This is a genomic window from Streptomyces sp. BE303 (assembly GCF_036290945.1).
Lineage (GTDB): Bacteria > Actinomycetota > Actinomycetes > Streptomycetales > Streptomycetaceae > Kitasatospora.
Window position 1 is genome coordinate 77,026 of sequence record NZ_JAQYWZ010000716.1, and the last position, 22,939, is coordinate 99,964.

Sequence of the window (22,939 nt, forward strand, 5' to 3'; positions counted from 1 at the left end):
ACGCCGCTCCCGTCCGACCGCCCGCGAGTCTTTTTGTCCGCATTGCCCGGAACGTTCTCCGTCAGGCGTGCGCGCGCCGGGAAGGACGGCTGCATCCGGCACCCCCACCAGTGAGAATGGTCCCGCAGCCGGGGTGCTCGCCGCGCCTGCGGGACGAAGAGTCCGAGACTCGAGGAGGCCGACATGGCACGCGATCGGATCGGACCGGCCGAGGTACTGGCCGCGGCGGAGGACGCCGCGCCGATGGACTCCCTCGACGTCGTGGCACGCAACCTGCGCGACCGCTTCGACGCGCGGTACGTGTCACTGCTGTTCGTCGACGTCGTCGGCCGGCGCCTGCTGCGGGTCAACGACACGGCGGCCACGCACGGAGAACGCCCCGCCGAACAGGTCCCCCTCGCGGGCAGCACCGTCTACGACGAGGTCCTGCGCACCCAGAAGCCGGTGCGGGCACCGCAGGACGGGCAGGGGGAGCGGGTGCTCGCCCCCGTCACCAACCGCGGCGACACCATCGGCGTCCTGGAACTGTTCCTCGACCGGGTCACCCCGGACGTGCTGGAGCAGGTCGAGGAGGCCGCGCACGCGCTGGCGTACATCATCATCGCGGACCGCCGCTTCACCGACCTCTACCACTGGGGCAACCGCACCACCCCGGTCAGCCTGGCCGCCGAGATCCAGCGCCAGCTCCTGCCCTCCGCCCCCTCCTGCGAAGCCGCCGAGTTCGCCCTCGCCGGCGCCCTGGTCCCGGCCGCCGACATCGCCGGCGACACCTACGACTACACCCTCGACCACGACACCCTGCACCTGTCCATCACCGACGCCATGGGCCACGACGTCGACGCCTCGCTCATGGCCACCCTCCTGGTCAACGCCTCCCGAGGCGCCCGCCGCGCCGGCACCGACCTCGCCGAACAGGCCCAGCGGATCCACCGGGCCCTCCTCGACCACGGCCGACAGACCTACGCCACCGGTCAGCTGCTGCGCATCGCCCTGGACGGGAGCGGCGCCCGGCTCGTCAACGCCGGCCACCCCTGGCCGCTGCGGCTGCGCGACGGCACGGTCGACGAACTGCGCCTGGCCGTGAACCTGCCCTTCGGCGTCCTCGGACAGGGCCCGTACCGGGTGCAGGACATCGACCTGCACCCCGGGGACCGCCTCGTCCTCTACACCGACGGCATGCAGGAACGCCAAGCGCACCAGGTCGACCTTCCCGGCCTCATCCGCAAGACCGCCGCCGAGCACCCGCGCGAAGTCGTGCGCACCCTGGTCGCCGCGGTCGCCGACGCCTGCGACGGCCGTGTCAGGGACGACGCCACCGTCCTGTGTCTGGACTGGTACGGCCCCCTCTCCGCGGACCGCGGGGCCGCCCGGGCCGGCACCTGACCTCGCGCGCGGCCCGGCCCGGCCGCGTCGGGACCGCGAAGCGTCGGTCGCGCCGGACGGACGGGGCCGATGCGGTGTCAGAGGCCGCCGAGCCCCGGGGGGTCGTTGACGGGCGTTTCGGTACTGCGCGGACGGTCGGGCCAGTTGAGGGCCCCGGACAGGGGTCCGAGCCTGCCGCCGAAGCTGCCCCCCCTGCACGCCGGCGGCAAGCAGCTCGGCGTCCTGCGGGGACAGGCGGTCGTTGGTACGGGGGATCCACGGCTGGTGGCGGGCGTAGTGGGCCTTCAGTGCGGCCCGCCCCTCCTCCGTCGTGCTGCAGAACCAGTAGTGACCCCTCACCTTCGGGCTGGCGGCCCTCCAGCCGGCCGCGAGGAGGACGGCCGTGGCGGCGAGCGGGATCAGGAACGTCCGACCGCCCTCGGCACCGGCCAGTCCGACGGCGGTCAGTCCCATGGCGATGCACGGCACCTGGATCCACACCAGCCGGTCGTGGCCGCGCGCCGCCGCCCGGGACCGCCCGGGGTGACGCACCAGCCCCTGGTCCCCCAGCCTGTTCCCGATCGCGAGGATGGCGCGGCTGCGCCCGAACCGGCCCATCCGCCGCCAGGTCCTGCGGCTCGGCGAGAGACCGATCACCTTGAGCACGTCGGCTTCGACCGCATCGCGCGGTACGGGGTCGGTGACGGTGAGGACCTTGTCCCGGACCTTCATCCGGCCGCCCAGGATCATCGCCGCGATCGCCACCTGGGCGACCCGCTTCTCGTAGAGGGACAGGAAGGCGACCTCGTAGAGCGTGAACTCGTCGTCGGGCGGGCGCGGACGCACCGGAGCGTCCAGGAAGACGCGGAGCGCCCGGCGGTAGCGGACGGCGCAGAGCGCGGTCGACCCGTAGGCGACGACAAGCAGGACCCACCACGGCACGGCGCACCCCCGGCCCGCCCCATACCCCGCCCGGTGGCACCTGACACGGAGAAGGGTTGACCACCGCGTTCCCGTGACGTCCCCGCTCGCCCCGACGCCGGTCCCGACGCCGACCCTGACACGGACGTGCCGCGACGCCCGGGCGCGCCGACGCCCGTAGGACGGGGCATCGCCTCGTCGACGAGAAGCAGGGTGTGCGGATGTCCTCGGAACGGGATCGCCGGCGGATGCTGCGCGACGCCCACAAGGCGGAGCACAAGCGCGCGGAGCGGGACCTGCTCGGCCTCGACCGCGAACAACTCGACGATCTCCTCGACCACGTCGAGGAGCGCCTCGCGGACACCGACTGTGATCACACCCTGAGGCACTCCCGGGCCTGGGCCGACGCCTGGTCGGTGCCGTGGTCCGCGCCGGAAGCGGGCCTCCTGGCCAACGGTGCCGGCTGCGACTGCGAGGTGCTCGCGAACCTCGACCCGGACGAAAGGGTCTGATTCCGCTCCGCCGCCTCCGGACGGGCCGGTGCCGGTCAGGGCAGGAGGACGGCCTTGCCGGTGAGGGTGCCGGTCTGGATCGCGTGGTGGGCCTCGGCGGCCCCGTCGAGGGGGCGGACGAGCCCGAGGTGGGGGCGCAGACCGGCGGCGAGCGCGGCGACGGTCAGGGCACGGCGGGCCAGGGGATCGGCGGCCTGGCCGCCGTAGCCGACCAGGGCCACCCCTCGGTACATCAGATCGGCCGGAGTGATCTCGGGCCAGTCGCCGCCGACGGTGCCGTAGGCGACCAGGCGGCCGGTTCCGGGGTTGAGCAGGCCGAGGGCGGTGCGGGAATGGGAACCCCCGACGGTGTCGAGGACGACGTCGACGCCGGCGGGCCCTGCCGCGTCGGCGACGAGGCCCGGCCAGTCGGGATCCCTGGAGTCGATGACGTGGTCGGCGCCGCATTCGCGGGCGAGGGACTGCCTGGCGTCGCCGTGGGCGAGGGCAAGGATCCTGAAGGCTCCGGCGCCGCGCAGCAGTTGGAGCAGCAGATGGCCGACTCCGCCGCCCGCTCCCTCCACCAGGACGGTCTCCGTTCCCGTGAGGCGTGCGGCGGCGACCACGCCGACGGCGGTGCTGCCCGCCACCGCCAGGGCGACCGCGTCGGCGGGCCCCAGCCCTTCGGGGAGAGCGATCAGGTGGCCGGCGGGGACGCCGGCGTACTCGGCGTATCCGCCGCACCCCGCCGCCAGGACGGCGACGACCCGGCGGCCGACCAACGCGGGGTCGGCGTGCGCGCCGACCCCGACCACGGTGCCCGCGACCTCGCCGCCGGGCACGACGGGGAAGCGGGCAGGCGGGGCGTGGCCGATGCTGTGCAGCCTGCCGGAGCGCAGCCAGGTGTCGGCGAAGCTCACGCCCGCGGCGGCGACCCTGACCAGGGCATCGTCCGGTCCGGGGGACGGGTCGGGGAAGGCGCGGTCCACCTCCAGTACGTGGGCCGGACCGTGACGGTGGAAGACGACGGCGCGCATGCTGATCTCCTGATCTGCTGACGACAGGGGGGACGGGGCCATGCCCGCGACGGGGCAGCCCGGCAGTGATCGGCCGGATCGCGGACCGGCCTTGTCTGCCTCGATCCGATGCTGCTAGAACGGCGCGGATGAGGGAAGAACGCACTTTGCTGTCCGTTGCTCACACTCCTGTTCCTGCCCGCGCCCGGGACGTGCTGGAGGAGTGTCCGGCCCGCGAGGCGCTGGACCGCCTGGGGGACAAGTGGACCCCGCTCGTCGTCGCGCTACTGGCGGACCGTCCGCGCCGGTACGGCGAGTTGAACCGCCTCCTGGAGGGGGTGTCGGCGCGCATGCTGACCCTGACGCTGCGGCGTCTGGAGCGGGACGGGTTGGTGCTTCGCCGGGTGACACCGACCATCCCGCCGCGTGTCGACTACGAACTCAGCTCGGCAGGAGAGGAGTTGTGCGAGGTTCTGGCCGCAGTGGCCCGGTGGGCCGACCGGCACGGCGGCGGCATCCGGCGCAGCCGCGCGGACTACGACGCCGGGCGCGTCGCCCGGCCGGCTCCGATCGGACCAGTGGGACGTGGGGCCGGGCATGCCGTCGACTGACGCCTCGACCGGCCGACGGCACCGCCGTCCCTCCTGAACCGGCTCCGTTGGCCCGCCCGGCGAACGTCCACCGCCTCCCGCGACCGTTCCGGCGTACCCGCACGGGGCCGCGGCCACGGGGACGGGCACCGGACCCCTGCCGGACCGCGTACCCGCTGCTCGCCGGGCACGGACCGTGCCTCTACGCTGGCGGCGGGCGCCGGCCCCGGCGCGCACAGACCCGGGGGGACCGCGTGATCCGAGTTCAGCAGCGCACCTACACCCTGATCGCGTGGCCGTGGAACGCCATGTCCTGGGCCCGGGTGCCCGAGGGGCTCGGGTTCACCCTGTACGACGTCGTCGACCCGACGGCGCGCGGCGTCGAGGTGCCCGGCACGGAGCAGGACGCCACCCGCTGGAAGGTGGCCCACGACGCCTACCAGGACCTGCTGCGCCACGCCGAGGACACCGTGCGCCACGCCCACGGCGTGCGCAGCAAGGCCGGCTTCATGGTGGACCGGCGCACGGTGCGCCTGCGCCGCTACGATCTGGTGCCCGGGCGCGGGGCCCGCTCCCGACGGCTGTTCGCCGAGTGCGGGACCCTGATGCGGGCGGCCGAGGCGGCCTACCGGCCGATCCTCGACGAGATCGAGGCCCGCCTCGCGGACGCTCCGGGCGCGGCCTGAGCCGCCGGCGCCCCGGCCACGGGCCGGGGTCCGGTCAGAGGCTGATGATCTGCAGGCCGGAGCCGGCGGTGAGGTAGAAGGTGTGGCCGTCGGGGCCGAGGGCCAGGCCCGTGACCCAGGTGAGGCCGGTGATGCCCTCGCCCGGGACGAGGGTGTTGGTCGCGGTGTCCAGGGCGAGGACCGAGGCCGCGCCGTCGGTGCCGGTGAGGTCCTGCTGGACGAGGTACAGCCGGGTGCCGCCCGCGCCCACCGACGGGTTCTGCAACCACTGGCCCGGGGCGATGTCGAGGGTGGTGAGGGTGCCGGTGGCGAGGTCGACGGCGTATCCGGTGCCGCTGCTCCCCACGCCGTGGAGCCGCGTGCCGTCGGGGGAGAGGGCCAGGCTCGGTACGGCGCCGATCGGGGCGGCGACGGCCCCGGCCACGGCGGGGGTCGCGGTGCTCGTGTCCAGGTGGACCAGGTTCTCGTCGGTGGCGGCGTACGCGGCGGCGCCGCCCGGCAGGGTGACGATCGAGCCCAGGTAGCGGCCGGGCACCGGCACGGCGGTGGTGAAGTCCTGCTGCTGCGGGGAGAAGGACAGGATCCGGGCGCTCGGTTCGGCCGGGCGGTGGAAGCGGGCCGGCCCGTTCTGGCCGACGTAGACCCTGGCGCCGTCGGGGCTGACCGCCAGTGAGGTGAGGGCCCCGGGGAGGGTTCCCTCGGGCCGGGGCTGGTCCGGTACCGCCGTGCTGGAGACCACGGCGTCGGTGGCCGTGTCGATGGCGGCCAGGGTGGACAGCGGTGCCCTGCGGGCGGTCGAGAACAGGACGTAGACGCGCGAACCGTCGGGGCTGACCGCGACCGGGCCGGGACCGGCCCCGAGTCCGGTGGAGAGCGTCACCACGGCGGTGATCGCCCCGCTCTGGGTGTCGACGACCTTCACCTTGGCGCCGTCGATGCTGTCCTTCACCGCGACGTAGGCCTTGTGCCCGTCCGGGCCGACCGCCACCGAGGCGGGCGACGAGTCCAGTTCGACGGTCCGCGGGACACCCGGGACCGGCCCGTCGGACGGGCCCGTGTCGGCGCCGGCGGAGCCGGATCCGGTGAGCAGCAGCGCCCCCACGGCGGCCAGGGAACCCAGCCAACGAGCCTTCGAGGCAAGCGAGTTCATTCAACCCTCCCCTTCGGACACCGCAGGTCCCCGCAGTGGAAGGCAAACGCTACGGGACGAACTCGGTATGAGTGCAGAGTTGTTGATGCATCATCAGGCCAATTCGAGAGTGACACCGGTCCGGTCCGGCGCCTCCACCGGGAGCCGCGCCCACGGGGTGATCCGCCGCCGGCCCGTCGGCACAGCGGGACCGCGGTGCCCGTGGCCGGTCTCCGCACCGCGAGCGGCGCCCTGCCTCCGGGCGCGGGTCGCGTCCGGAGGCAGGGCGGCGAAGCGCGCCGGTCAGCCTCCCGCGGGGGAGATGATGGCGTAGGCGCCGCGGGCCGCCGGGGAGAAGTGGCGGCGGATCACCTGGTCGCTGGAGTTGCCCTCGATGGTGTCGACGGTGCCGTCGGCGTTGGCCTTCTCGATGATGCCGACGTGGACGCTCGTGCTGGTGTTCTGCGGACCGGTGCCGAAGACGATGGCGTCACCGGGCTGCGGGTTGCTCAGACCGCTGTGCAGGGTGCCGTGGTTGCGGCCGTAGTAGTAGAAGTCCCCGCTGAACGCGGTGCTGAAGTTGACGCCGGCCTGGCGCCAGGCCCAGCTGGTGAACAGGGCGCACCAGGCCACGCAGGGGCCGTACGGGTTGCAGTTGTTGCCCCACTCGTGGACGCCGAGCTGGGAGCGGGCCGCCTGGACGATCTTGTCGCGGACACTGCCGTCCAGCGGGGGAACGGTGGGGGTTCCGCCGCTCTCGCCGCCCGGGGTGCCGCCGCCGAGCTCGCGGGGGATCCCCATCGACGCCATGGTCTGCGGCCCGGCGATGCCGTCGGCCTCCAGGCCGTGGGCGCTCTGGTAGCTGCGCACCGCGTTGATGGTGGCGGGGCCGTAGTCGCCGTCGGCGGGCGTGTTCGCCTTGCCCTGCACCTGCTTCACCTTGGCGGTCAGAGCCGCGTTGGTCAGCGGCCCGGCGATGCCGTCGACCGAGAGGTCGTTGTCGCTCTGGAACGAGAGCACCGCGTTCTTGGTGGCGGGGCCGTAGACCCCGTCCACACCGCCCTCGCCCAGGTAGCCGAGACCGGTCAGGTTGCGCTGGAGCAGCCGGGTGTCGTTGCTGCTGCCGGTGCCGCTGGAGGTGATGCGGTCGATGTTCATCGCGCCCATGGTCTGCGGGCCGGCGATGCCGTCGGCCTCCAGGTGGCGGGCGCTCTGGTAGCTGCGCACCGCGTTGATGGTGGCGGGGCCGTAGTCGCCGTCGGCCGAGACGCCGGCCTTGGCCTGGACCTGCCTCACCTTGGCGAGCAGCGCGGTCATCGTGTTCGTCCCGGCGACGCCGTCCACGGACAGGCCGTTGTCGCGCTGGAAGTGCCGCACGGAGTCGGTGGTCTGGGAGCCGTAGACGCCGTCGACGCCGCTGAGCGGGGCGTAGCTGAGCCCAGCGAGGTCGCGCTGGAGCAGCCGGACGTCCACCGCGTGGGCCTGCCCCGCGGTGGGGCCGAGCAGGAGGCCGAAGAGGATCATTGCCAGGGCCAGCGCCGTCGAGGTGAGCCGGGCGCCGGGAGCCCGGGTGGGTGGGCGGAGGTTCGTTGCGGACATGGACTTGCCTCTCGTTCTCGTTCTCGTTCGCCCGGGAAGCCCGGGACGGGTGGGCGAGGACGTGACGGGTCCACCGGTCGGCGGCGTCACGTCCTGGGGCGGTTCGGGGCCGGCGCCGAGGGGCCACCGGCGGCCGGGCCGCTGAGGCGCTCTCGGCCACGGTGGTCCGGCCGTACGGCCCGAGGGCCGCGCCGTACGGGGCGCGGAACGGGCGCGTGCAGTGCCTTTCGGTTCGCCACGCGGGTTCGTCCGTACTGGTCGTCCGTACGGACGGGTGCCGGTGGCGTTCGTCCGGCCGTTTCCCGCCCGACGGCGCCAACTCTGACCCGGCGTGATCCACGGGTCGAGGGGCGTCCGGATCTTTGAGACTTCGCGGAACGTCTCAGGCCGTGGACCTGCCCAGTGAGACACCGTCAGATTTATCCTGAGACGCCTGAACGCCTTCGAGGGAAAAGGCTCTGATGATGCGTCAGGACTGACTGTCCCGAATCGACTCCTTTGCCCTCGGGCCGCCTGCGGAGCCCGCCGCCCGCTTCCCGCCGCCCGCTTCCCGTCGCCCGCTTCCCGTCGGTCGGCGGCAATCCCGTCGCCCGCTTCCCGTTGGTCGCTTCCCGTTGGTCGGCGGCAATCCCGTCGCCCGCGCATCTGCGACGGCCTGCGGCGGGATCCGGCCTGACCACCGCAAGTGACTACCAGGATCGTCCGATCGCGGACTTCGCGAACGGCCTGCCCGTCGCTCGGGCCGCATGTGTCCCGGCCCGGCCGAAGCGATCGACCACGGTGACGGTGACTGCCGCCGGGTCGCGCCCTGGCCGCGGCAGCGCGAGTACCTCGCGAAGCTCTCATCTCCGCCACCCCCCCGAGCCTCGGTGACTGCTTCAGCGATCTGGGCGAACCCCCGCCCCTTTGTGTGCGCAACAGGCCAGTCTGCGCGACTTCTCAAGCCGCCTTCCCGGGCTTCCCCAGCTCGGACGGAAGGGCGCCGGGTCGCACAGGGTGACCTCTCCCGGTCGGTCAGGCGGTGTCCTGGACCGGCAGCGCCGCCACCATCGGGTGGTCCTTCTTGATCAGGCCGAGCTTCGCGCTGCCACCGGGGGAGCCGAGGTCGGTGAAGAACTCGGCGTTCGCCGTGTTGAAGGGCTGCCACGGATCCGGGGTGTCGTCCTCGAAGTAGATCGCCTCGACCGGGCAGACCGGCTCGCAGGCACCACAGTCGATGCACTCGTCGGGTTGGACGTAGAGCATCCGCTCCCCCTCGTAGATGCAGTCGACGGGGCACTCGTCCAGGCATGCCTTGTCCTTGACGTCCACGCAGGGCAGGGCGATCACATAGGTCATCGGGGCTGCCGTCCTCTCCGGGTCGGTGCTGCTCGCCGCTCTGGCACGGCCGACCGTAGGGCCTCAAGTAAGCTTGAGGTCAAGAGGAGGCGATGCATGGCGACCCACCAGCCCGGCGACGCCAGGGCCACCCCCGACGACTGGTTGGGCATCGGCGAGGTCAGCGCGCGGACCGGGGCGGCAGTTTCCGCCCTGCGGTTCTACGAGGAACTCGGCCTGATCGCCTCCGAGCGCGACGAGCGCAACCAGCGCCGCTACCCCCGGCACATGCTGCGCCGCGTCGCACTGATCTCCGTGGCGAAACGGATCGGCATCCCGCTGCAGGACCTTCAGGAGGCGTTCGCAGACGTGCCGCTCGACCGGCCGCCGAGCCATCACGAGTGGCAGCGCGCCTCGCGCGGCTGGAAGCGCCGCTTGGAGGAGCGCCGGCAGACCATCGAACGGCTGGAGGCCGAACTCACGGGGTGCATCGGCTGCGGCTGCCTCTCGATGAAGGCATGCGCCCTGCTGAACCCCGGCGACGCACTCGCCGAGGACGGTGTCGGACCCCGACGTCTGTGAGGGGTTCCGGGTCGAGGTCCTCTCCTGTCCTCCCCGCGCAGGCGGGGCCGGCTGTACCTGCCCGTCTCCATGCCCACGCAGGAGAACTCCTTCCGCGCGGCTCGTGACAGCACCACCTGAGACGGTCTCGACAACGGCGTATACCCGCCTGCTTCCGGGCGCCACAAGGCTCACCCGCCTGCCGTTCAGGTCCGGACGATCACCATGGTCGATGGCGGGAGCTCAGAGAGCGATCCAGTACCGCCGCTTGGCGGCCGCTCCGGTACTGCGCACGTCCTCCAAGACGTGAGGGAACGGAGGTGGGGGCGGCGACCGGCGACGAGGAGTAGGCGGTAGTCGCGATCCGGGAGGGCCGATGGACGGTGTGCCCGGAGCGCGGTCCGGGCACACCGCTCTCCGTGAGCAGCTCTCTGGCGCCCCGGTCGGCGCCCCTCGTGCCTGATCGTCCGGCTGTTGCCGTTCCTGCCCGGATGGCTCGCGGTTGCCGCTACTCTCATGGACCGACCGAGCCGCACCAGTAGGGGGAACACCATCGTAAGCAGCCGCATACTCAGAAGCCTCGCCGTGACTGCCGCCTTCGTCGGCGTCATGGTCGTTGCGCCATCCGCCTCGGCCGAATCCAGCCCGTCGGGTTGCCCGCGTGGCTACTTCTGCGCCTACTCCGGGTACTACCAGAGCGGCGCCGTCCTGTTGAAGACTTCCGGGAACTGGTCCGGCACGGTCTACGGCGTCCATTCACTGTTCAACAACGGCTACACCGATCCCGGCGCCGACCACGTCGACTACAGGTTCCTCTGGGGCGGCGGTGGCCCCTACACCGAGTGCCTGCACTTCAACCCCGGCCCCGGCGACTACAAGGTCAACTGGGGCAGCGAGATCACCCTCACCGGAGTGACGTGGCGAGACGAGTGCTGAGTCACACCTGACCGGTCAGCCCTTCGACCAGTTGCACCGTCGGCATCCCCGGAGGGCGGCGGGCGGCCGAGGATCCTCCTCGGCCGCCCGCCGGCCGCCGCCACCGGGTCGTCGTACCGCACCGGCGCAACCGCCCTGGCCGGCCCTGGCCGGCCCGATACGTCGGCGGCTCACACCGCAGGGGCTCCCGTTTCCCGGAGTGCTCCGTCGGCCAGCCGCAGCCAGCGGTTGACCCCGATCTCGGCGAGGAACCGTTCGTCGTGGCTGACCACCAGGAAGGCGCCCCGGTACGAGTTGAGCGCGCTCTTGAGCTGGCCCGCGCTGACCAGGTCGAGGTTGTTGGTCGGCTCGTCGAGGAGCAGCAGGTGCGGGGCCGGCTCGGCGCACAACACGCAGGCCAGGGTGGCGCGCAGTCGCTCGCCGCCCGAGAGTACGCCGACCGGCAGGTGGGCCCGGGCGCCGCGGAACAGGAAGCGGGCGAGCAGGTTCATCCGGTCCGCTTCGGGCCGCTCGGGGGCGAACGCGGCGAGGTTCTCCGCCACCGTGCGGTCCAGGTCCAGCAGGTCAAGGCGCTGCGAGAGGTAGGCGATCCGGCCGTCGTTGCGCGTGATCCGGCCGTCGTCCGGGGCGAGGTCACCGATGACCAGCCGCAGCAGGGTGGACTTCCCCGCGCCGTTAAGGCCGGTCAGCGCGATGCGCTCGGGGCCGCGGACGTTCAGGTGGACACCGCCGTCGGCGAACACGGGCCGGCCGGCGTGGCGCACCTGCAACCCCTCGCCGAGGAAGAGGTTGCGCCCGGCGGGTACCTGGGTGTCAGGCAGGTCCAGGGAGAGACGTTGCTCCTCGCGCAGGGCACGCCCGGCCTCGTCGAGCCGGGCCTTGGCCTCGTTGACCCGGGAGGCGTGCGTCTGCCCCGCCCGGCCCGCGGACTCCTGTGCGCCGCGCTTCATGGTGCCGGCGAAGATACGGGGCAGGCCGGCGTTGTTGAGGTTGCGGGCGGCGTTGCTCGCACGGCGGTCGGCGCGTTCGCGGGCCTGCTGCAACTCCCGCTTCTCCCGCTTCAGTTCCTGCTCGGCGTTGCGGACGTTCTTCTCGGCGACCTCGTGTTCGGCCCGCACCGCGTCCTCGTACGCGGTGAAGTTTCCGCCGTAGAACCGAAGTTCGCCGCTGCTGAGCTCGGCGATGTGGTTCATGCGATCGAGCAGCGCGCGGTCGTGGCTGACCAGCAGCAGGCAGCCGTTGAAGTCCTCCAGCACGTCGTAGAGCTTGTGCCGGGCCTCCGTGTCGAGGTTGTTGGTCGGTTCGTCGAGCAGCAACACGTCCGGGCGCCTGAGGAGTTGGGCGGCGAGGCCGAGGGAGACGATCTGGCCGCCGCTGAGCGTGCTCAGGCTGCGGTCCAGGGCGAGGTGAGCCAGGTCGAGTCGGTCGAGCTGGGCGCGGGTGCGCTCCTCGATGTCCCAGTCGTCGCCGATGACGGCGAAGTGCTCCTCGTCGACGTCGCCGGACTCGACCGCGTCGATGGCCTGGACGATGTCGGCGATGCCGAGTACCTCGGCGACCGTGAGGCCGGCGGTCAGGGGGAGACTCTGACGGAGGTGGCCGAGCTTGCCACTGACGGTCAACACGCCGGTCGCGGGCTGGAGTTCTCCTGCGATCAGCTTGAGCAGGGTGCTCTTTCCGGAGCCGTTGGGGGCGACCAGGCCGGTCCGCCCGGCGGGCAGGGTGAAGGACAGGTCGTGGAAGACCGGGGTGTCGTCCGGCCAGGCGAAGGAGACGTTCGAGCAGATGACGGCGGCGTCGGACATGGAAGTGACCTCGAAAGAGACTGAGGGCAGGACTGAGAGCTCTGCCCCGGGCAGATACGGGAAAGGGGCGCGACGAAGAAGACCACCTCGGCTGCGGCGCTCCTGAAGCACCGGCCGGTGGCCGTCAGATCCGGATCTCACCCGGAGATGTCGTCGTCACCCGCCACGTCTGCCACTCCTCGATCACTCGGATTTCAGGTCGTACGCAGGCTAGCAGGTGTCGTTCGTCGTCTGCCGGTATTTCCAGCGGCCATTCTGTGTCGGCTCATTGGCAGGTGCGGAGTGCGATGCCGGCATGCTTTGACGGTGTTCACATCTGTGCGGAGGCCCACCACTGCGTCCGGCCGGAGAGGTGGCCGGCCCTCCGGGGCGCCTCCTTCTGGAACGCATTGACCACGACGGGACAGCCGAGACGGCGATCCCGCGCGAGCGGTCCCGGAGTCCGCAGCCGCCCATGGTGTCCTCGGGCTTCGTGGTCGGCGGAAGGCGGCAGCCGCGTTCTGCGTGGGGAAGGGCGGCCGCTACCCTTAGCCTTCCCTCACCAAGATCCGGCCCGCGACGCGCGGGCTGCCCTTGCCTGCCCTTTTTTCCGAGAGGACGCCCATGTTCAAGGTCAACGAATACTTCGACGGCACGGTCAAGTCGATCGCCTTCACCGCGGAGGAAGGACCGGCGACCGTCGGCGTCATGGCACCGGGTGAGTACGAGTTCGGCACCGCGAAGCGGGAGATCATGCACGTGGTCTCCGGCGCCCTCACCGTGAAGCTGCCCGGCTCCGAGCAGTGGGAGACCTTCAAGGCCGGTGACCGGTTCAACGTTCCGGCCGACAGCAGGTTCCAGGTCAAGGCCGCAGTCGCGACCGCCTACCTCTGCGAGTACCGCGACTGACGCCGAGACCGTTGCCGATGGGCGAGGGGCGCCGGAGGCCGGGAGCGCTCCAGCGCGGCCGACCCGGCCTCCAACCCTCGCTCCAGCACGCTCGCCCTCGCCCGCCCCCGTCTCCTGACCGCCGCACACCGGGCATCCGTGTGCCCGCCGCCGCAGTGCGTGAGGCCGCCCGGAATCCGGATGGGCCGGCGGGCCGGTACGGCGTAACCGCCGCCACGGGGGCTGGGGACGGTGGGCCGCGCCCGACCGGTCAGGCCGTGGATTCCCCACTCGTTGACCTCCACCTCCCGGGCAGCGGTGACAGGACGTCTCGCCGCCGCGCAATCTCCGCGACGGGTGGCACCTCCGTGATCTACCGACCGGCGGTTCTGCCGACCGGGCGTACGTCCGGCCGCCGGCTCGATTGCGCGGAGCCGGTGACCTTCTGGCCGGTCGGATCAGGTCGGGTTCGTGGGTGGGGTGGCCGGCGGGGGTGCTGCGCCGGGCCACCGGTGGGGGTCGATGCTGCTCAGTTGAGGAAGTCGACGCGGTCGATCAGGCCTCCGCGCACCCGGTAGGCCACCAGGACGCGGACCGGCCCGTCGGCCAGCCCGTGGGCGATCTCGTGGTCCACCACCCGGTCGCCTTCGACGAGCCGCCCCACGATCTCCGCCCGGCAGCGGCCCTCGGCGAACTGTCCGGCGTACTTGTCCCGCAGGGCCTGCCGGCCCCGCAGCCGGCTTCCGTCGGCCCGGTGGACCGTGACGTCCTCGGCGTAGGTGGCGACGAAGGCGTCGATGTCGTGGTTGTTGTAGGCGGCGAGCTGCTGCTCGACCACGTCGCGCGGGTCGGACATGTGCGTGATTGTTCCTTCCTGGGCGAACGGGTTCAGGCCGCGAGACGGCGGGTGGCGAGTTCGGCGTAGAGCGCGGCTCCGTCGGGGAGCACCGCGTCGTCGAACTCCGCGTAGGGCGAGTGGTTGAGCGGCAGGTCGGCGGGGTCGTCGATCCCCTTCGGGGCGGCGCCGAGCCACGCGAACGATCCCGGAACGGCGGCAAGTATCCGGGAGAAGTCCTCCGCCCCGGTCATCGGGTTCGCCATCGTCTGGAAGCGCTCCTCGCCGAAGACCTCCCGGACGGTGTCCGCCAGGAAGTCGGTCTCGGCTCCGTCGGTCACGGTCACCGGGTACTCGAAGCGGTGCTCGACCTCCGCCCGCAGACCGTGGGCGGCCGCGATGGACTCCACCAGCTCCACCACGACGTCGGCCACCTTCGACCGCGTTTCGGCGGAGAAGGTCCGCACGGTCGCCTCGAAGCGGGCGGTCTCGGGGATGATGTTGCGCTGGGTGCCGGCCCGGAGGAGCCCGACGGTGATCACCACCGGATCGAACACGTCGAAACGGCGGGTCACCATGGTCTGCAGGGCGGTGACCATCTCGCAGGCCGCCGGGATGGGGTCCTTGGCCCGATGCGGCGCCGAGCCGTGGCCGCCCGCACCGTGGACGGTGACGTTCAGCGCGTCGGAGGCGGCCAGGATCGGACCGCGCCGGGAGCTGAACTCCCCGTGCGGCAGGGCCGATGCCACGTGCAGGGCGTACGCGGCGACCGGGAGCCTGCCCGCCGCGTCCAGCACGCCCTCGGCCAGCATGGCTCCGGCGCCGTCCCAGCCCTCCTCACCGGGTTGGAACATGAAGACCACGTCGCCGTGGAGCTGCTCCCGCCGTGCCGCCAGAAGGTGTGCGGCGCCCGCGAGCATGGTGGTGTGCAGGTCGTGCCCGCAGGCGTGCATGGCGCCGTTGTCGGCGGCGAACGGCAGCGGGGCCTTCTCGGTGACCGGCAGACCGTCCATGTCGGCGCGCAACAGCACCGCCGGCCCCGGCCGTCCGCCGCGCAGCACCGCAGTGACCGAACTCAGTGAGGTGCCCAGGCTCACCTCCAGCGGCAGTCCGTCCAGGGCCCTCAGCACCCGCTCCTGGGTGCGGGGGAGGGCGAGGCCCAACTCGGGGAACCGGTGGAGGTCGTGGCGGAGCCGGACCAGGTCCGGGGCCAGACCGAGAGCATCGTCGTGCAGGGACACAGGTACCTCCATCGAGCCCGCGCGTGGCGGGAACTTGTGCAGAGCGATCTGCTCCGTGATTCTGGTTCTTTCGGCGGGAGTTTCCCGTCATTTCGCAGGATCACGCCACGAGAGGCCCTTCAATGCACGGATCCACCGGCAGTCGACGGTGACCCGCTCCGACGTGACCGCGGATGAGCTCGACCTCGCCCTGGTGAACGCGATGCAGCTGCGGCCCCGGGCCCCCTGGTCGCTGCTCGGCCAGACCCTCGGGATCAGTCCGGTCACCGCCGCCCGCCGCTGGCGCCGACTCTCGGAGGCCGGGATCGCCTGGGTCACCGCCTACGGACTGCCGCACCCCGAGGACCCCGGGTGCGTCGCCTACCTCGACCTCGACTGCGCTCCCGACCGGCTCGGCCAGATCGCCGACGACCTGGCCGAGGATCCGCACGTGATGAGCATCGACCATCTCTCCCAGGGCTGCGACCTCGTCGTCACCGCGGCCTTCACCGACCTGGCGGCGGTCTCCCGGTACACCGCCGAACGGCTCGGCCGCCTCCCCGGGGTCAACGCCGTCCGCACCCACCTGGCGACCGGCTTCTACGCCGAGGGGATCCGCTGGAGGCTGGACTCGTTGGACCCCGCCCAGCGGGTGGAACTGCATGACGATCACTCGACGGCCAACGGGCCACCACCCGCCGTCCGAGCCGAAGTCCGTCAGGAGGACCGAGAGTTGCTCATCAGACTGGGCGTCGACGGCCGCCTCGACCAAGCCGAGCTGGCCGCCGCCACCGGGCTCAGCCCGTCCACGCTGCGCCGCCGCCTCGACCGGCTGGCCGCCTCCGACGCGATCCGCTTCCGCTGTGAGATCGCCGCCCGCGACGCCGGCCGACCGGTCATGACGACCTTCCGGGCGGACCTTCCCCCGGACCGGCTCGACGAGGTCGGCCCCCAGCTCGCCAGACTCCCCGAGGTCCGGTTGTGCGTGTCCGTCGCCGGCGCGCACAACCTCGTCCTCTCCGTCTGGCAGCGCTCCCTCGCCGACGTCCAGCGGCTGGAGGCCGCACTCACCCGCCGGTTCCCCGACCTGCGGGTGGCAGATCGCCGGGTGTCGCTGCGTACCGTGAAACGGATGGGCCGGATCCTCGACGCGGACGGACGCGCGGTCCGCGCCGTTCCTATGGACATCTGGCGGGACCCGGTGCCGGTCCGCTGACGGTCTCGGCCGCCGCCTCGCAGGGCACTCCCGCGCTGGGGCGCACCCCCGTCGGGAGGGCCGTGACCTCGTTCGGAGCGGGCCACAGGGTGCCGCGGACGGCGGGGCCCGGCGATGCCAGAGTTATCGGGGCCGCCGACGTACCTGCCGGACGGCAGGCTGCGCGTGGGCCCCACCGCCGACAGTCGGCGGACGGCTGCTCTCCGACCTCCACGGGCAGGAGCCCCTCCCCGGAAGACTCACAGTCGAATTGACGCGCCGTCTCCGAACACCGGCGAGTAACGGCCGCGCAGCCCCGTTCGGCTGCCCCGGCGTACAACCGGGACTGCCCGCGCCTGCGGCGACCCACGGTCGGAGCCCCGCCGGCCCCAGCTCCGCAGTACCCGTGCCCAACCAGGCCGGTTCGGCCGCCCGCGAAGCGCCCACTGCCCAGACGGGCAGCGCCGGGGTTCCCCGGCCGGCCCGCGCGCGGGGGCGACATGGTCGAGGCGTCCTCGTCGAGCCGCGCGGGCCGACGAGGAGGAGGCATCGAGGCGTCCGATCAGAACAGGACGGCGAACGGAGCGGCCACCGCGAGCCCGATCAGGCCGACCCCGGCCGCCGTGGCCGGTGAGGCGAGTGAACTCGCAGGCCCAGCACATCCGTTGGTGATGCGGCGGCTCCTGCTCGGTCAGCTCGGCCACCACCGAGATGCCCCGCAGGTGTAGCCGACGTTCCCGCCACGCCGACCGCGCCGCGAACAGCACGACAGCACCGAACCCCGCGATCAGCCAGCCGCAGAACCACCCCAGGACCACCTGGACGACCCCGCCCTGGTCGCCCGCCGCGATCGAGAGCCCGACCGGGCACAGAAGGAACAGCACCAGCAGCTCACGCGCAGGTCCCCACCCGTGATCGGAACGATGGGTGGATGAGTAGCCGGTCACATGAGCCACGGGGCAGTTCCTAGTCGGCCAGCAGCGCGCACACGAAGTCCTCCTCTACGGCGCGCAGGTGGGCCAGCAGGTCCGGGTTGACCCGCTGGTTCACCTGGCTGGTGACGGAGACGGTGAGGCTGCGGCGCCCGTCCGGGGTGCCCGCGCCGAACTGCGTGTAGCCCGCGGTGTTGCCCGTGTGCCCGAGCACGACGCCGCAGCGGGTGGTGTACTCGAAGATCGCCAGCCCGGCACGGTTGGCGCCCGGGCCGGCCGGCTCGGAGGCGCCCTCGATGAAGGCCCGCTGCTGCTGCCGGGTCTCGTCGCTGATCAGCGGGCCGCCCGCGTACCCGGCCGCGAACGTGTTGAAGTCCCTCGGAGTGGACACCAGGCCGCCCGAGGCCCAGGCGCCCGAGGCGCCGAACTGCGTGCTGACGTCCTCCGGCGGGTCGGGCGGCTGGACGGCGTAGCCGTGCAGGTAGGGCTCGGGCAGCTCGTACCCGGAGGGGAGGCTGGTCTGCGTGAGCCCCAGCGGCCGGTAGACCTGGGAGGCCAGCAGGTCCTCGTAGCGCTGCCCGGTCGCGGCCTCGGCCATCAGGGCGACGGCGATGTTGTCGGAGTTGGAGTACTGGTAGCGGGAGCCGGGGGTGAACTCCAGGTCCTCGTCGGCGACGAAGTCCAGCAGGTGCTGGGAGTCGAACACGTGGTGCGGGTCGGCGATGATCAGGTCGACGAAGCCCTGCGCCATGCTGTAGTCCGGCAGCCCGCTGGTGTGGCGGAGCAGCTGACGCAGCGTCACCGCGCCCCAGTCGCCCGGCAGCGAGGGCAGCCGGTCGGCGATCGTGTCGTCCAGTCCGAGGAGCCCGCAGTCGACCAGGCGCAGCGCGGCCGCGCCGCTGAACGCCTTCGCCGCGCTGGCCAGCCGCATGTGGTCGGTGGAGCGGGGCGGGCGGCCGGTGCCGACCTCGGCGACTCCGGCCCGGAGCACCCGCACGTGCCCGTCCTCGCGCAGTACGGCGATGGCGCCGGGCGGGCCGTCCGGACGGTCGACCAGCTCTTGCAGGCGGGCCCGAAGCTCGCGGTCGTCGCCGCGGGGCTCCGCCGCGGCGGGAGCGGCCGGTGCCAGGGCCATCGAGGCGGCGAGCAGTGCGGTGACCGCGTGCCCTGGACGGCGGGTGGGCCGCGGTCGGGCGGTGAGCGGCGAACGGCGGGAGCGCAGTGGCACGGCGGGGCCTCCGGAGGGCGTCGCGGCGACGGGAACGCCCGCCGCTCTGGCCGGAGAGGGATCACCCGTTCGCGGGCCGGAGAAACGGTCGGGCCCCTGCCGTGACCCGCCCGGCCGAGTCGTACCGGCCGAGCGGCCGCAGGCCGCGCGACGGCGACCGGCAGGTCGCGCGTCAGCCGTCGGAGCGGTGCCGGGCGGCTTCGATGTGTCCGAGGTAGCGGTGGGTCCAGTCGCACAGCCCGTCGATCGTCACTCGCAGGGCCTGGCCCGGCTCGGTGAGGGTGTACTCGACCCGTGGCGGCACGACGGGGTGAACCGTCCGCTCGACCAGGCCGTTGCGCTCCAGCATGCGCAGGTTCTGGGTGAGCATCTTGTGACTGATCCCCTCGACCGTGTCCCGCAGCTCACCGAAGCGCAGGGTGCGCTCCCCGAGGGACTCGATGATCAGGAGCGCCCATTTGTTGGCGACGTCCGAGAAGATCTCCCGCGCCAGGGAGTCGGCCCGCCGCAGGTCTGCGTTGTCGGTCGAGCCCGTGAACTGCTTGGTCACCATGAGGTTCCTCAGTCACCGAAAAGTGCGTTCTTCCATGTCAGCGCACACTCTCCTACGGTTCCCAAGTAACCACAAGAGAGCGGACGCATCGTGGCTCGACGGCCTCGGACCGCGGGCGACCCTGGCGAGGGAGACAGCAGCATGGCCATCACCCTGGTGAACCCCGGTGGACTGCCGGAGATCGACGTCTACCGGCAGGTGTCGATCGCGACCGGCTCGAAGCTCGTCTTCGTCGCCGGACAGGTCGCGTGGGACGCCGACGGGGTCACGGTCGGCGACGGCGACCTCGCCGTTCAGGTCGAGCGGTGCTACCTCAACATCGGCACGGCCCTGGCCGGGGTCGGTGCTTCCTTCGACGACGTGGCGAAGCTGACGGTCTACGTCGTCGACTGGACCCCCGACAAGATGCCCCTGCTCCTGGAAGGGATCGCCCGGGCGGCCGCGAAGCTGGGCGTCACGCCCGTGCCGCCGGGCACGCTGCTGGGTGTCGCGGCGCTGGACGTCCCCGAGCATCTGGTCGAGATCGAGGCCACGGCCGTCATCGACTGATCGGGCGCTTCCGAACCGCCGGACGTGTGCGGATCGTTGTCGGGTGCGGAGCGGTCGAACGGGGCACCGGTCCCGGCGGCGGGGCGGGGGACCGGTACGGCGCGCCGCCCCGGCACCAGGCCCGGGAGCGGTCACGAACGCACGGCCGAGGGCGCGGAGGCGAGCCCGGCGGAGAACGCCTTCGGTGCCCGGCCTGCTACGGGACGGCGATCTGCTCGGTCCTGTTCGCCCCGATCACCTCGATTCCCCTGGTCCCCAGGATGCCGTCCAGCGGCAGGGAGACCGTGTACGGGGTGGTGGCGGGGAGCCCGATGCCGGGCAGCGAGCCGATGACCTCGATGCCCCAGTACTCCGGACGCTCGATGTAGACCAGCGGCGAGAGACGAACCGTCATGTTCACGTAGGGCATGACGCCGTTGACGACCAGGATGAAGGTGCCCGGAACGATCCCCGGGACGGCCTTCGCCTCGTCGAAGTCGATGATGCGCACGGACTCCGGCGTCGGCAGATCCGCGTAGTGCTTCACCATGGTCGGTCCTCTCGTCGCTGTGACGTCACCAGTCACTTCGTCGACGCAGACTAGTGGACAGTCGCCTACGAACCGTATGTCCAACACGCCCGCGCACCAGGCAGCGGAACGCGGCTCAGCCCGGCTGCGCGGCAGCCTCCTCCTCGGCGGCCTCGCGGACCATCTCCTCGTACCGCGCTTCGGCCTCCTCGCGGGTGTCGGCCTCCTCGACGTAGCGGGAGTACGGCCCGAACCGGGCGGCGCCGTAGACGATGACGCCCTGTCCGGCGTCGTAGCTGATCAGCTCGATCCACAGGTCGTCCGACACGTCCGTACGGAGCAGGGTGGTCTCGAACCCGTCGTTGAGGAGTTCCTCGACGTGCTCGTAGTGGGGGAAGTCATCGGGGTGGGCGAAGATCAGGCGCACGGGGTCTCTCGGGGGTCGGCGGTCGACGGCGCGCGCGGCCTCGCCCGGGGGGCGGGGACACGTGCAGGCCGGGAGTGCGGGCCGCGCTCCCGGTGCCACCGTAGTCACCCGCACCGACAGCACGTCGCATCGGACGGAGGCACCCGGCACGCGCTCAGATCCACCCCTCCTCCCAGGCGCGGCGGGCCGCTTCGTGGCGGGTGCGGACGGCGAGTTTGGTGATCGCACCGGAGAGGTAGTTGCGGACGGTGCCGGGAGCGAGATGGTGCTCCGTGGCGAGGGCACTGATGGCCTGGCCGTGGTGGACGGCGCGCAGCACGTCCAGTTCGCGGGGGGTGAGGGGGCAGGGGGTTTCGGTGAGGGCGTGGGTGGCGAGCTGGTGGTCGATGTAGCGGCCGCCGTCGTGGACGTCGCGCAGGATCGCGGCCAGGCGGGTGGCGGGGGTGGTCTTGGGGACGAAGCCGTGGATGCCCGCGGCCAGAGCGCGGCGCAGTACCCCGGGCCGGGCGTGGCGGGTGACGAGGACGGTGGGGACGGGGCGGTGGCGATGGATGGCCAGGGCGGCGGAGATGCCGTCGAGGTGGGGCATCTCCAGGTCCAGGAGAGCGATGTCGATCGGGTGGCGGGTGGCGGCTTCGACCGCTGTGGGGCCGTCAGGGGCCTGGGCGACGACGGTGAGGTCGGGTTCGAGGCCGAGGAGCGCGGCGAGGGCGCCGCGGGTGAGGTCCTCGTCGTCGGCGAGCAGGATGCGGATCACGCGGGGGTCTCCCGGTGGCTGTGGCCGGTCAGTTCGAAGTGGCCGTCGGGCTGGGTGGCGATGCGTACGTACCCGCCGATGGCGTGGAAGCGTTCCTGCAGTCCGGCCAGGCCGCTGCCGGGCTCCGCCGGGCGTGAGGGTGCTCCGTCGTTGCGCAGCAGGACGCGGGCCCGGCCCGGGTCGGCGGTGATGGTGATGCGGCAGTGGCGGGCGCGGCTGTGGCGGAGGATGTTGGTGACGCCCTCGCGGACCAGGGCGGCGAAGGCCGGCTGGAGCTGGTGGGGGATGCGTGCGGCGTCGCCGTCGATGGTGGTGGCGATCCCGGCGGCCTCCAGGATTCCCGCGGCGTTGGCCAGTTCGGTACTCAGGCTGGCTCGCCGGTAGCCGTGGACGACGGCCCGGGACTCCTCGAGTGCGCTGCGGGCCAGTTCGGAGATCTCCCGGACCTGTGTGCGTGCCTCGTGGTCGCTGCGGCCGATCAGCCGCTCGGCCAGCTCGCCCTTGAGCGTGATGACCTGGAGCCGGTGGCCCTGGAGGTCGTGCAGATCGGCGGCGAACCGCAGCCTCTCCTCGGCCACGGCGAGGGTGGCCGTGGTCTCGCGGAGGTGTTCGGCCTCCAGTACCGCCCGCCACAGCCGGACCAGCATCAACTCCACCCCGGCGATGAACAGCACCATCCCCGCGCCGGTCGCCGCCGGCACCCCGGGCAGTAGTTCGGGGTGGTCGTGACGCCACTGCGCCACTGCCTCGCCCAGCACCGCGCAGCCCACCGCGACCGCCGTCAGCAGCCGGCGGCGCGCCCGGGCGGGCAGGGACAGGGCCAGCGCCGCCGCCATGGCCCCGGGCAGCATGGCCCAGTCGAGTGCGGTGTACGGGCGGTCCGCCATCTCGCCCCACATCGCGATCGCCGCGGCCAGCAGCAGGAAGCTCCACCGCCCTCCGGCGGTCGCGGAGCCGTGGAGGGGGGCCCGGCCCGCGCGGCCGACGGGGACCGCCCGGCGGATGAGACGCGTGTGCTGGACCGCGACGGCGATCAGCACCGGAGCAGCCATGACCTGGGTCCTGGTGCCCAGGTTGAACGCGAGGTCGTTCGCGGCCAGCAGCAGCCAGAGGGGGCCCAGGGCGAGCAGCGTCCAGCAGGTCAGGCGGCCCAGCCGCCCCGGCTCGGCCGTCCTGGGCCCCGCAGGTGAGATGATCATTTCCGGTCAGCCTAGAGTCCGCCGTCGCCGTCTGTCTGTGGCCGAACCAGCCAAACGTCATGACAGTTGTCACCGGCCGACCATGACACGGCCCGCCCGGCTCGTGGCATCGGCCACTACCGGCGCCCGGTGCGCCACGACGAGACTTTTCCTCACCCGGACCGCGGAGGTCCACGGTCCGGGCGCGTACCGACCGCCGGCCGGTACGGACCCCGACCCCGGTTCCTGTCCCGCGCATGCGATCTCCGAGGAACCG

General features: G+C 72.5%; 22 protein-coding genes and 1 pseudogene. 9 read left to right on the plus strand and 14 right to left on the minus strand.

Annotated features, from left to right (window positions below; all coding sequences use genetic code 11):
- Positions 1 to 183: 183 nt before the first annotated feature.
- Positions 184 to 1,383 carry a PP2C family protein-serine/threonine phosphatase gene (locus PUR56_RS20230; RefSeq protein WP_329949951.1) on the plus strand — a complete coding sequence of 400 codons (1,200 nt, stop codon included), beginning with the start codon at positions 184 to 186 and terminating at the stop codon, positions 1,381 to 1,383.
- Positions 1,384 to 1,590: 207 nt separating this feature from the next.
- On the opposite strand, the pseudogene PUR56_RS43520 reads toward PUR56_RS20230, so the two are convergent.
- A pseudogene (locus PUR56_RS43520) lies at positions 1,591 to 2,304 on the minus strand (TIGR04222 domain-containing membrane protein); the annotation flags it as partial.
- A 200-nt stretch (positions 2,305 to 2,504) separates the two neighbouring features.
- On the opposite strand from PUR56_RS43520, the gene PUR56_RS20235 reads away from it, so the two are divergent.
- Positions 2,505 to 2,795: a DUF2695 domain-containing protein gene (locus PUR56_RS20235; protein ID WP_329875957.1), complete on the plus strand. Its 291-nt coding sequence runs from the start codon at positions 2,505 to 2,507 to the stop codon at positions 2,793 to 2,795.
- A 35-nt stretch (positions 2,796 to 2,830) separates the two neighbouring features.
- On the opposite strand, the gene PUR56_RS20240 is transcribed toward PUR56_RS20235, so the two are convergent.
- Positions 2,831 to 3,811, minus strand: coding sequence for a quinone oxidoreductase family protein (locus PUR56_RS20240; RefSeq protein ID WP_329875958.1), 981 nt, complete (start codon positions 3,809 to 3,811; stop codon positions 2,831 to 2,833).
- Between the two features lie 128 nt (positions 3,812 to 3,939).
- Here PUR56_RS20240 and PUR56_RS20245 point away from each other — a divergent pair, with 128 nt between their 5' ends.
- Positions 3,940 to 4,401 carry a winged helix-turn-helix transcriptional regulator gene (locus PUR56_RS20245; protein WP_329949952.1) on the plus strand — a complete coding sequence of 154 codons (462 nt, stop codon included), beginning with the start codon at positions 3,940 to 3,942 and terminating at the stop codon, positions 4,399 to 4,401.
- A 233-nt stretch (positions 4,402 to 4,634) separates the two neighbouring features.
- The gene (locus tag PUR56_RS20250; RefSeq protein WP_329949953.1) at positions 4,635 to 5,066 is read left to right on the plus strand and encodes a hypothetical protein; all 432 of its coding nucleotides are present in this window, start codon (positions 4,635 to 4,637) and stop codon (positions 5,064 to 5,066) included.
- A 34-nt stretch (positions 5,067 to 5,100) separates the two neighbouring features.
- Here PUR56_RS20250 and PUR56_RS20255 read toward each other — a convergent pair whose 3' ends face one another.
- The 3 genes from PUR56_RS20255 to fdxA form a co-directional block, all read right to left on the minus strand.
- Positions 5,101 to 6,216 (minus strand): YncE family protein, encoded by a 1,116-nt coding sequence (locus tag PUR56_RS20255; RefSeq protein WP_329949954.1) that lies wholly within the window; start codon positions 6,214 to 6,216, stop codon positions 5,101 to 5,103.
- Positions 6,217 to 6,498: 282 nt separating this feature from the next.
- Positions 6,499 to 7,794 (minus strand): peptidoglycan-binding protein, encoded by a 1,296-nt coding sequence (locus PUR56_RS20260; RefSeq protein WP_329949955.1) that lies wholly within the window; start codon positions 7,792 to 7,794, stop codon positions 6,499 to 6,501.
- A 1,014-nt stretch (positions 7,795 to 8,808) separates the two neighbouring features.
- The gene (fdxA, locus tag PUR56_RS20265; RefSeq protein ID WP_329875963.1) at positions 8,809 to 9,132 is read right to left on the minus strand and encodes a ferredoxin; all 324 of its coding nucleotides are present in this window, start codon (positions 9,130 to 9,132) and stop codon (positions 8,809 to 8,811) included.
- A gap of 96 nt (positions 9,133 to 9,228) precedes the next feature.
- Here fdxA and soxR point away from each other — a divergent pair, with 96 nt between their 5' ends.
- Both soxR and PUR56_RS20275 read left to right on the plus strand, forming a co-directional pair.
- On the plus strand, positions 9,229 to 9,693 hold the full coding sequence (gene soxR / locus PUR56_RS20270; protein WP_329875964.1) for a redox-sensitive transcriptional activator SoxR: 465 nt from the start codon (positions 9,229 to 9,231) through the stop codon (positions 9,691 to 9,693).
- Positions 9,694 to 10,257: 564 nt separating this feature from the next.
- Entirely contained in the window at positions 10,258 to 10,608 is a 351-nt protein-coding gene (locus PUR56_RS20275; RefSeq protein WP_329949956.1) for a peptidase inhibitor family I36 protein, read from the plus strand.
- A 170-nt stretch (positions 10,609 to 10,778) separates the two neighbouring features.
- Here PUR56_RS20275 and abc-f read toward each other — a convergent pair whose 3' ends face one another.
- A complete protein-coding gene (abc-f, locus tag PUR56_RS20280; protein ID WP_329949957.1) occupies positions 10,779 to 12,413 on the minus strand; it encodes a ribosomal protection-like ABC-F family protein in 1,635 nt (544 codons plus the stop codon).
- A 603-nt stretch (positions 12,414 to 13,016) separates the two neighbouring features.
- Between abc-f and ppnP the strand changes: the two genes are divergently transcribed.
- A complete protein-coding gene (gene ppnP / locus PUR56_RS20285; protein WP_329875966.1) occupies positions 13,017 to 13,301 on the plus strand; it encodes a pyrimidine/purine nucleoside phosphorylase in 285 nt (94 codons plus the stop codon).
- A 508-nt stretch (positions 13,302 to 13,809) separates the two neighbouring features.
- Here the strand turns inward: ppnP and PUR56_RS20290 are convergent.
- Together PUR56_RS20290 and PUR56_RS20295 are read right to left on the minus strand one after the other, a co-directional pair.
- Positions 13,810 to 14,136 carry a nuclear transport factor 2 family protein gene (locus PUR56_RS20290; RefSeq protein ID WP_329875967.1) on the minus strand — a complete coding sequence of 109 codons (327 nt, stop codon included), beginning with the start codon at positions 14,134 to 14,136 and terminating at the stop codon, positions 13,810 to 13,812.
- Between the two features lie 32 nt (positions 14,137 to 14,168).
- Complete coding sequence (locus tag PUR56_RS20295; protein ID WP_329875968.1) at positions 14,169 to 15,356, minus strand: M20 metallopeptidase family protein; 1,188 nt, start codon at positions 15,354 to 15,356, stop codon at positions 14,169 to 14,171.
- A 163-nt stretch (positions 15,357 to 15,519) separates the two neighbouring features.
- Between PUR56_RS20295 and PUR56_RS20300 the strand changes: the two genes are divergently transcribed.
- A complete protein-coding gene (locus tag PUR56_RS20300) occupies positions 15,520 to 16,551 on the plus strand; it encodes an Lrp/AsnC family transcriptional regulator (protein ID WP_329949958.1) in 1,032 nt (343 codons plus the stop codon).
- A 945-nt stretch (positions 16,552 to 17,496) separates the two neighbouring features.
- On the opposite strand, the gene PUR56_RS20305 is transcribed toward PUR56_RS20300, so the two are convergent.
- Both PUR56_RS20305 and PUR56_RS20310 read right to left on the minus strand, forming a co-directional pair.
- Positions 17,497 to 18,690, minus strand: coding sequence for a serine hydrolase domain-containing protein (locus PUR56_RS20305; protein ID WP_443034537.1), 1,194 nt, complete (start codon positions 18,688 to 18,690; stop codon positions 17,497 to 17,499).
- 172 nt (positions 18,691 to 18,862) lie between these two features.
- On the minus strand, positions 18,863 to 19,243 hold the full coding sequence (locus PUR56_RS20310) for a winged helix-turn-helix transcriptional regulator (RefSeq protein ID WP_329875970.1): 381 nt from the start codon (positions 19,241 to 19,243) through the stop codon (positions 18,863 to 18,865).
- Positions 19,244 to 19,384: 141 nt separating this feature from the next.
- Between PUR56_RS20310 and PUR56_RS20315 the strand changes: the two genes are divergently transcribed.
- The gene (locus PUR56_RS20315) at positions 19,385 to 19,792 is read left to right on the plus strand and encodes a RidA family protein (RefSeq protein WP_329875971.1); all 408 of its coding nucleotides are present in this window, start codon (positions 19,385 to 19,387) and stop codon (positions 19,790 to 19,792) included.
- Positions 19,793 to 19,988: 196 nt separating this feature from the next.
- Here the strand turns inward: PUR56_RS20315 and PUR56_RS20320 are convergent, their stop codons facing one another.
- The 4 genes from PUR56_RS20320 to PUR56_RS20335 all read right to left on the minus strand — a co-directional run bounded on the left by PUR56_RS20320 (position 19,989) and on the right by PUR56_RS20335 (position 22,683).
- Positions 19,989 to 20,321: a hypothetical protein gene (locus PUR56_RS20320; RefSeq protein WP_329875972.1), complete on the minus strand. Its 333-nt coding sequence runs from the start codon at positions 20,319 to 20,321 to the stop codon at positions 19,989 to 19,991.
- A 115-nt stretch (positions 20,322 to 20,436) separates the two neighbouring features.
- On the minus strand, positions 20,437 to 20,727 hold the full coding sequence (locus PUR56_RS20325) for a hypothetical protein (protein WP_329875974.1): 291 nt from the start codon (positions 20,725 to 20,727) through the stop codon (positions 20,437 to 20,439).
- Positions 20,728 to 20,881: 154 nt separating this feature from the next.
- A complete protein-coding gene (locus tag PUR56_RS20330; protein WP_329949959.1) occupies positions 20,882 to 21,484 on the minus strand; it encodes a response regulator transcription factor in 603 nt (200 codons plus the stop codon).
- Positions 21,481 to 22,683 (minus strand): sensor histidine kinase, encoded by a 1,203-nt coding sequence (locus PUR56_RS20335; protein WP_329949960.1) that lies wholly within the window; start codon positions 22,681 to 22,683, stop codon positions 21,481 to 21,483. The genes PUR56_RS20330 and PUR56_RS20335 overlap by 4 nt, the downstream gene beginning before the upstream one ends.
- Between the last annotated feature and the right edge of the window lie 256 nt (positions 22,684 to 22,939).

Excerpts from the sequence above, each read along its gene's own strand:
- soxR (WP_329875964.1), top strand. The coding sequence starts at position 9,229 with ATGGCGACCCACCAGCCCGGCGACGCCAGGGCCACCCCCGACGACTGG.
- PUR56_RS20230 (WP_329949951.1), top strand. The coding sequence starts at position 184 with ATGGCACGCGATCGGATCGGACCGGCCGAGGTACTGGCCGCGGCGGAG.
- fdxA (WP_329875963.1), bottom strand. The coding sequence starts at position 9,132 with ATGACCTATGTGATCGCCCTGCCCTGCGTGGACGTCAAGGACAAGGCA.
- ppnP (WP_329875966.1), top strand. The coding sequence starts at position 13,017 with ATGTTCAAGGTCAACGAATACTTCGACGGCACGGTCAAGTCGATCGCC.
- PUR56_RS20235 (WP_329875957.1), top strand. The coding sequence starts at position 2,505 with ATGTCCTCGGAACGGGATCGCCGGCGGATGCTGCGCGACGCCCACAAG.
- PUR56_RS20320 (WP_329875972.1), bottom strand. The coding sequence starts at position 20,321 with ATGGTGAAGCACTACGCGGATCTGCCGACGCCGGAGTCCGTGCGCATC.
- PUR56_RS20335 (WP_329949960.1), bottom strand. The coding sequence starts at position 22,683 with ATGATCATCTCACCTGCGGGGCCCAGGACGGCCGAGCCGGGGCGGCTG.
- PUR56_RS20310 (WP_329875970.1), bottom strand. The coding sequence starts at position 19,243 with ATGGTGACCAAGCAGTTCACGGGCTCGACCGACAACGCAGACCTGCGG.
- PUR56_RS20290 (WP_329875967.1), bottom strand. The coding sequence starts at position 14,136 with ATGTCCGACCCGCGCGACGTGGTCGAGCAGCAGCTCGCCGCCTACAAC.
- abc-f (WP_329949957.1), bottom strand. The coding sequence starts at position 12,413 with ATGTCCGACGCCGCCGTCATCTGCTCGAACGTCTCCTTCGCCTGGCCG.
- PUR56_RS20245 (WP_329949952.1), top strand. The coding sequence starts at position 3,940 with ATGAGGGAAGAACGCACTTTGCTGTCCGTTGCTCACACTCCTGTTCCT.
- PUR56_RS20240 (WP_329875958.1), bottom strand. The coding sequence starts at position 3,811 with ATGCGCGCCGTCGTCTTCCACCGTCACGGTCCGGCCCACGTACTGGAG.
- PUR56_RS20260 (WP_329949955.1), bottom strand. The coding sequence starts at position 7,794 with ATGTCCGCAACGAACCTCCGCCCACCCACCCGGGCTCCCGGCGCCCGG.
- PUR56_RS20315 (WP_329875971.1), top strand. The coding sequence starts at position 19,385 with ATGGCCATCACCCTGGTGAACCCCGGTGGACTGCCGGAGATCGACGTC.
- PUR56_RS20255 (WP_329949954.1), bottom strand. The coding sequence starts at position 6,216 with ATGAACTCGCTTGCCTCGAAGGCTCGTTGGCTGGGTTCCCTGGCCGCC.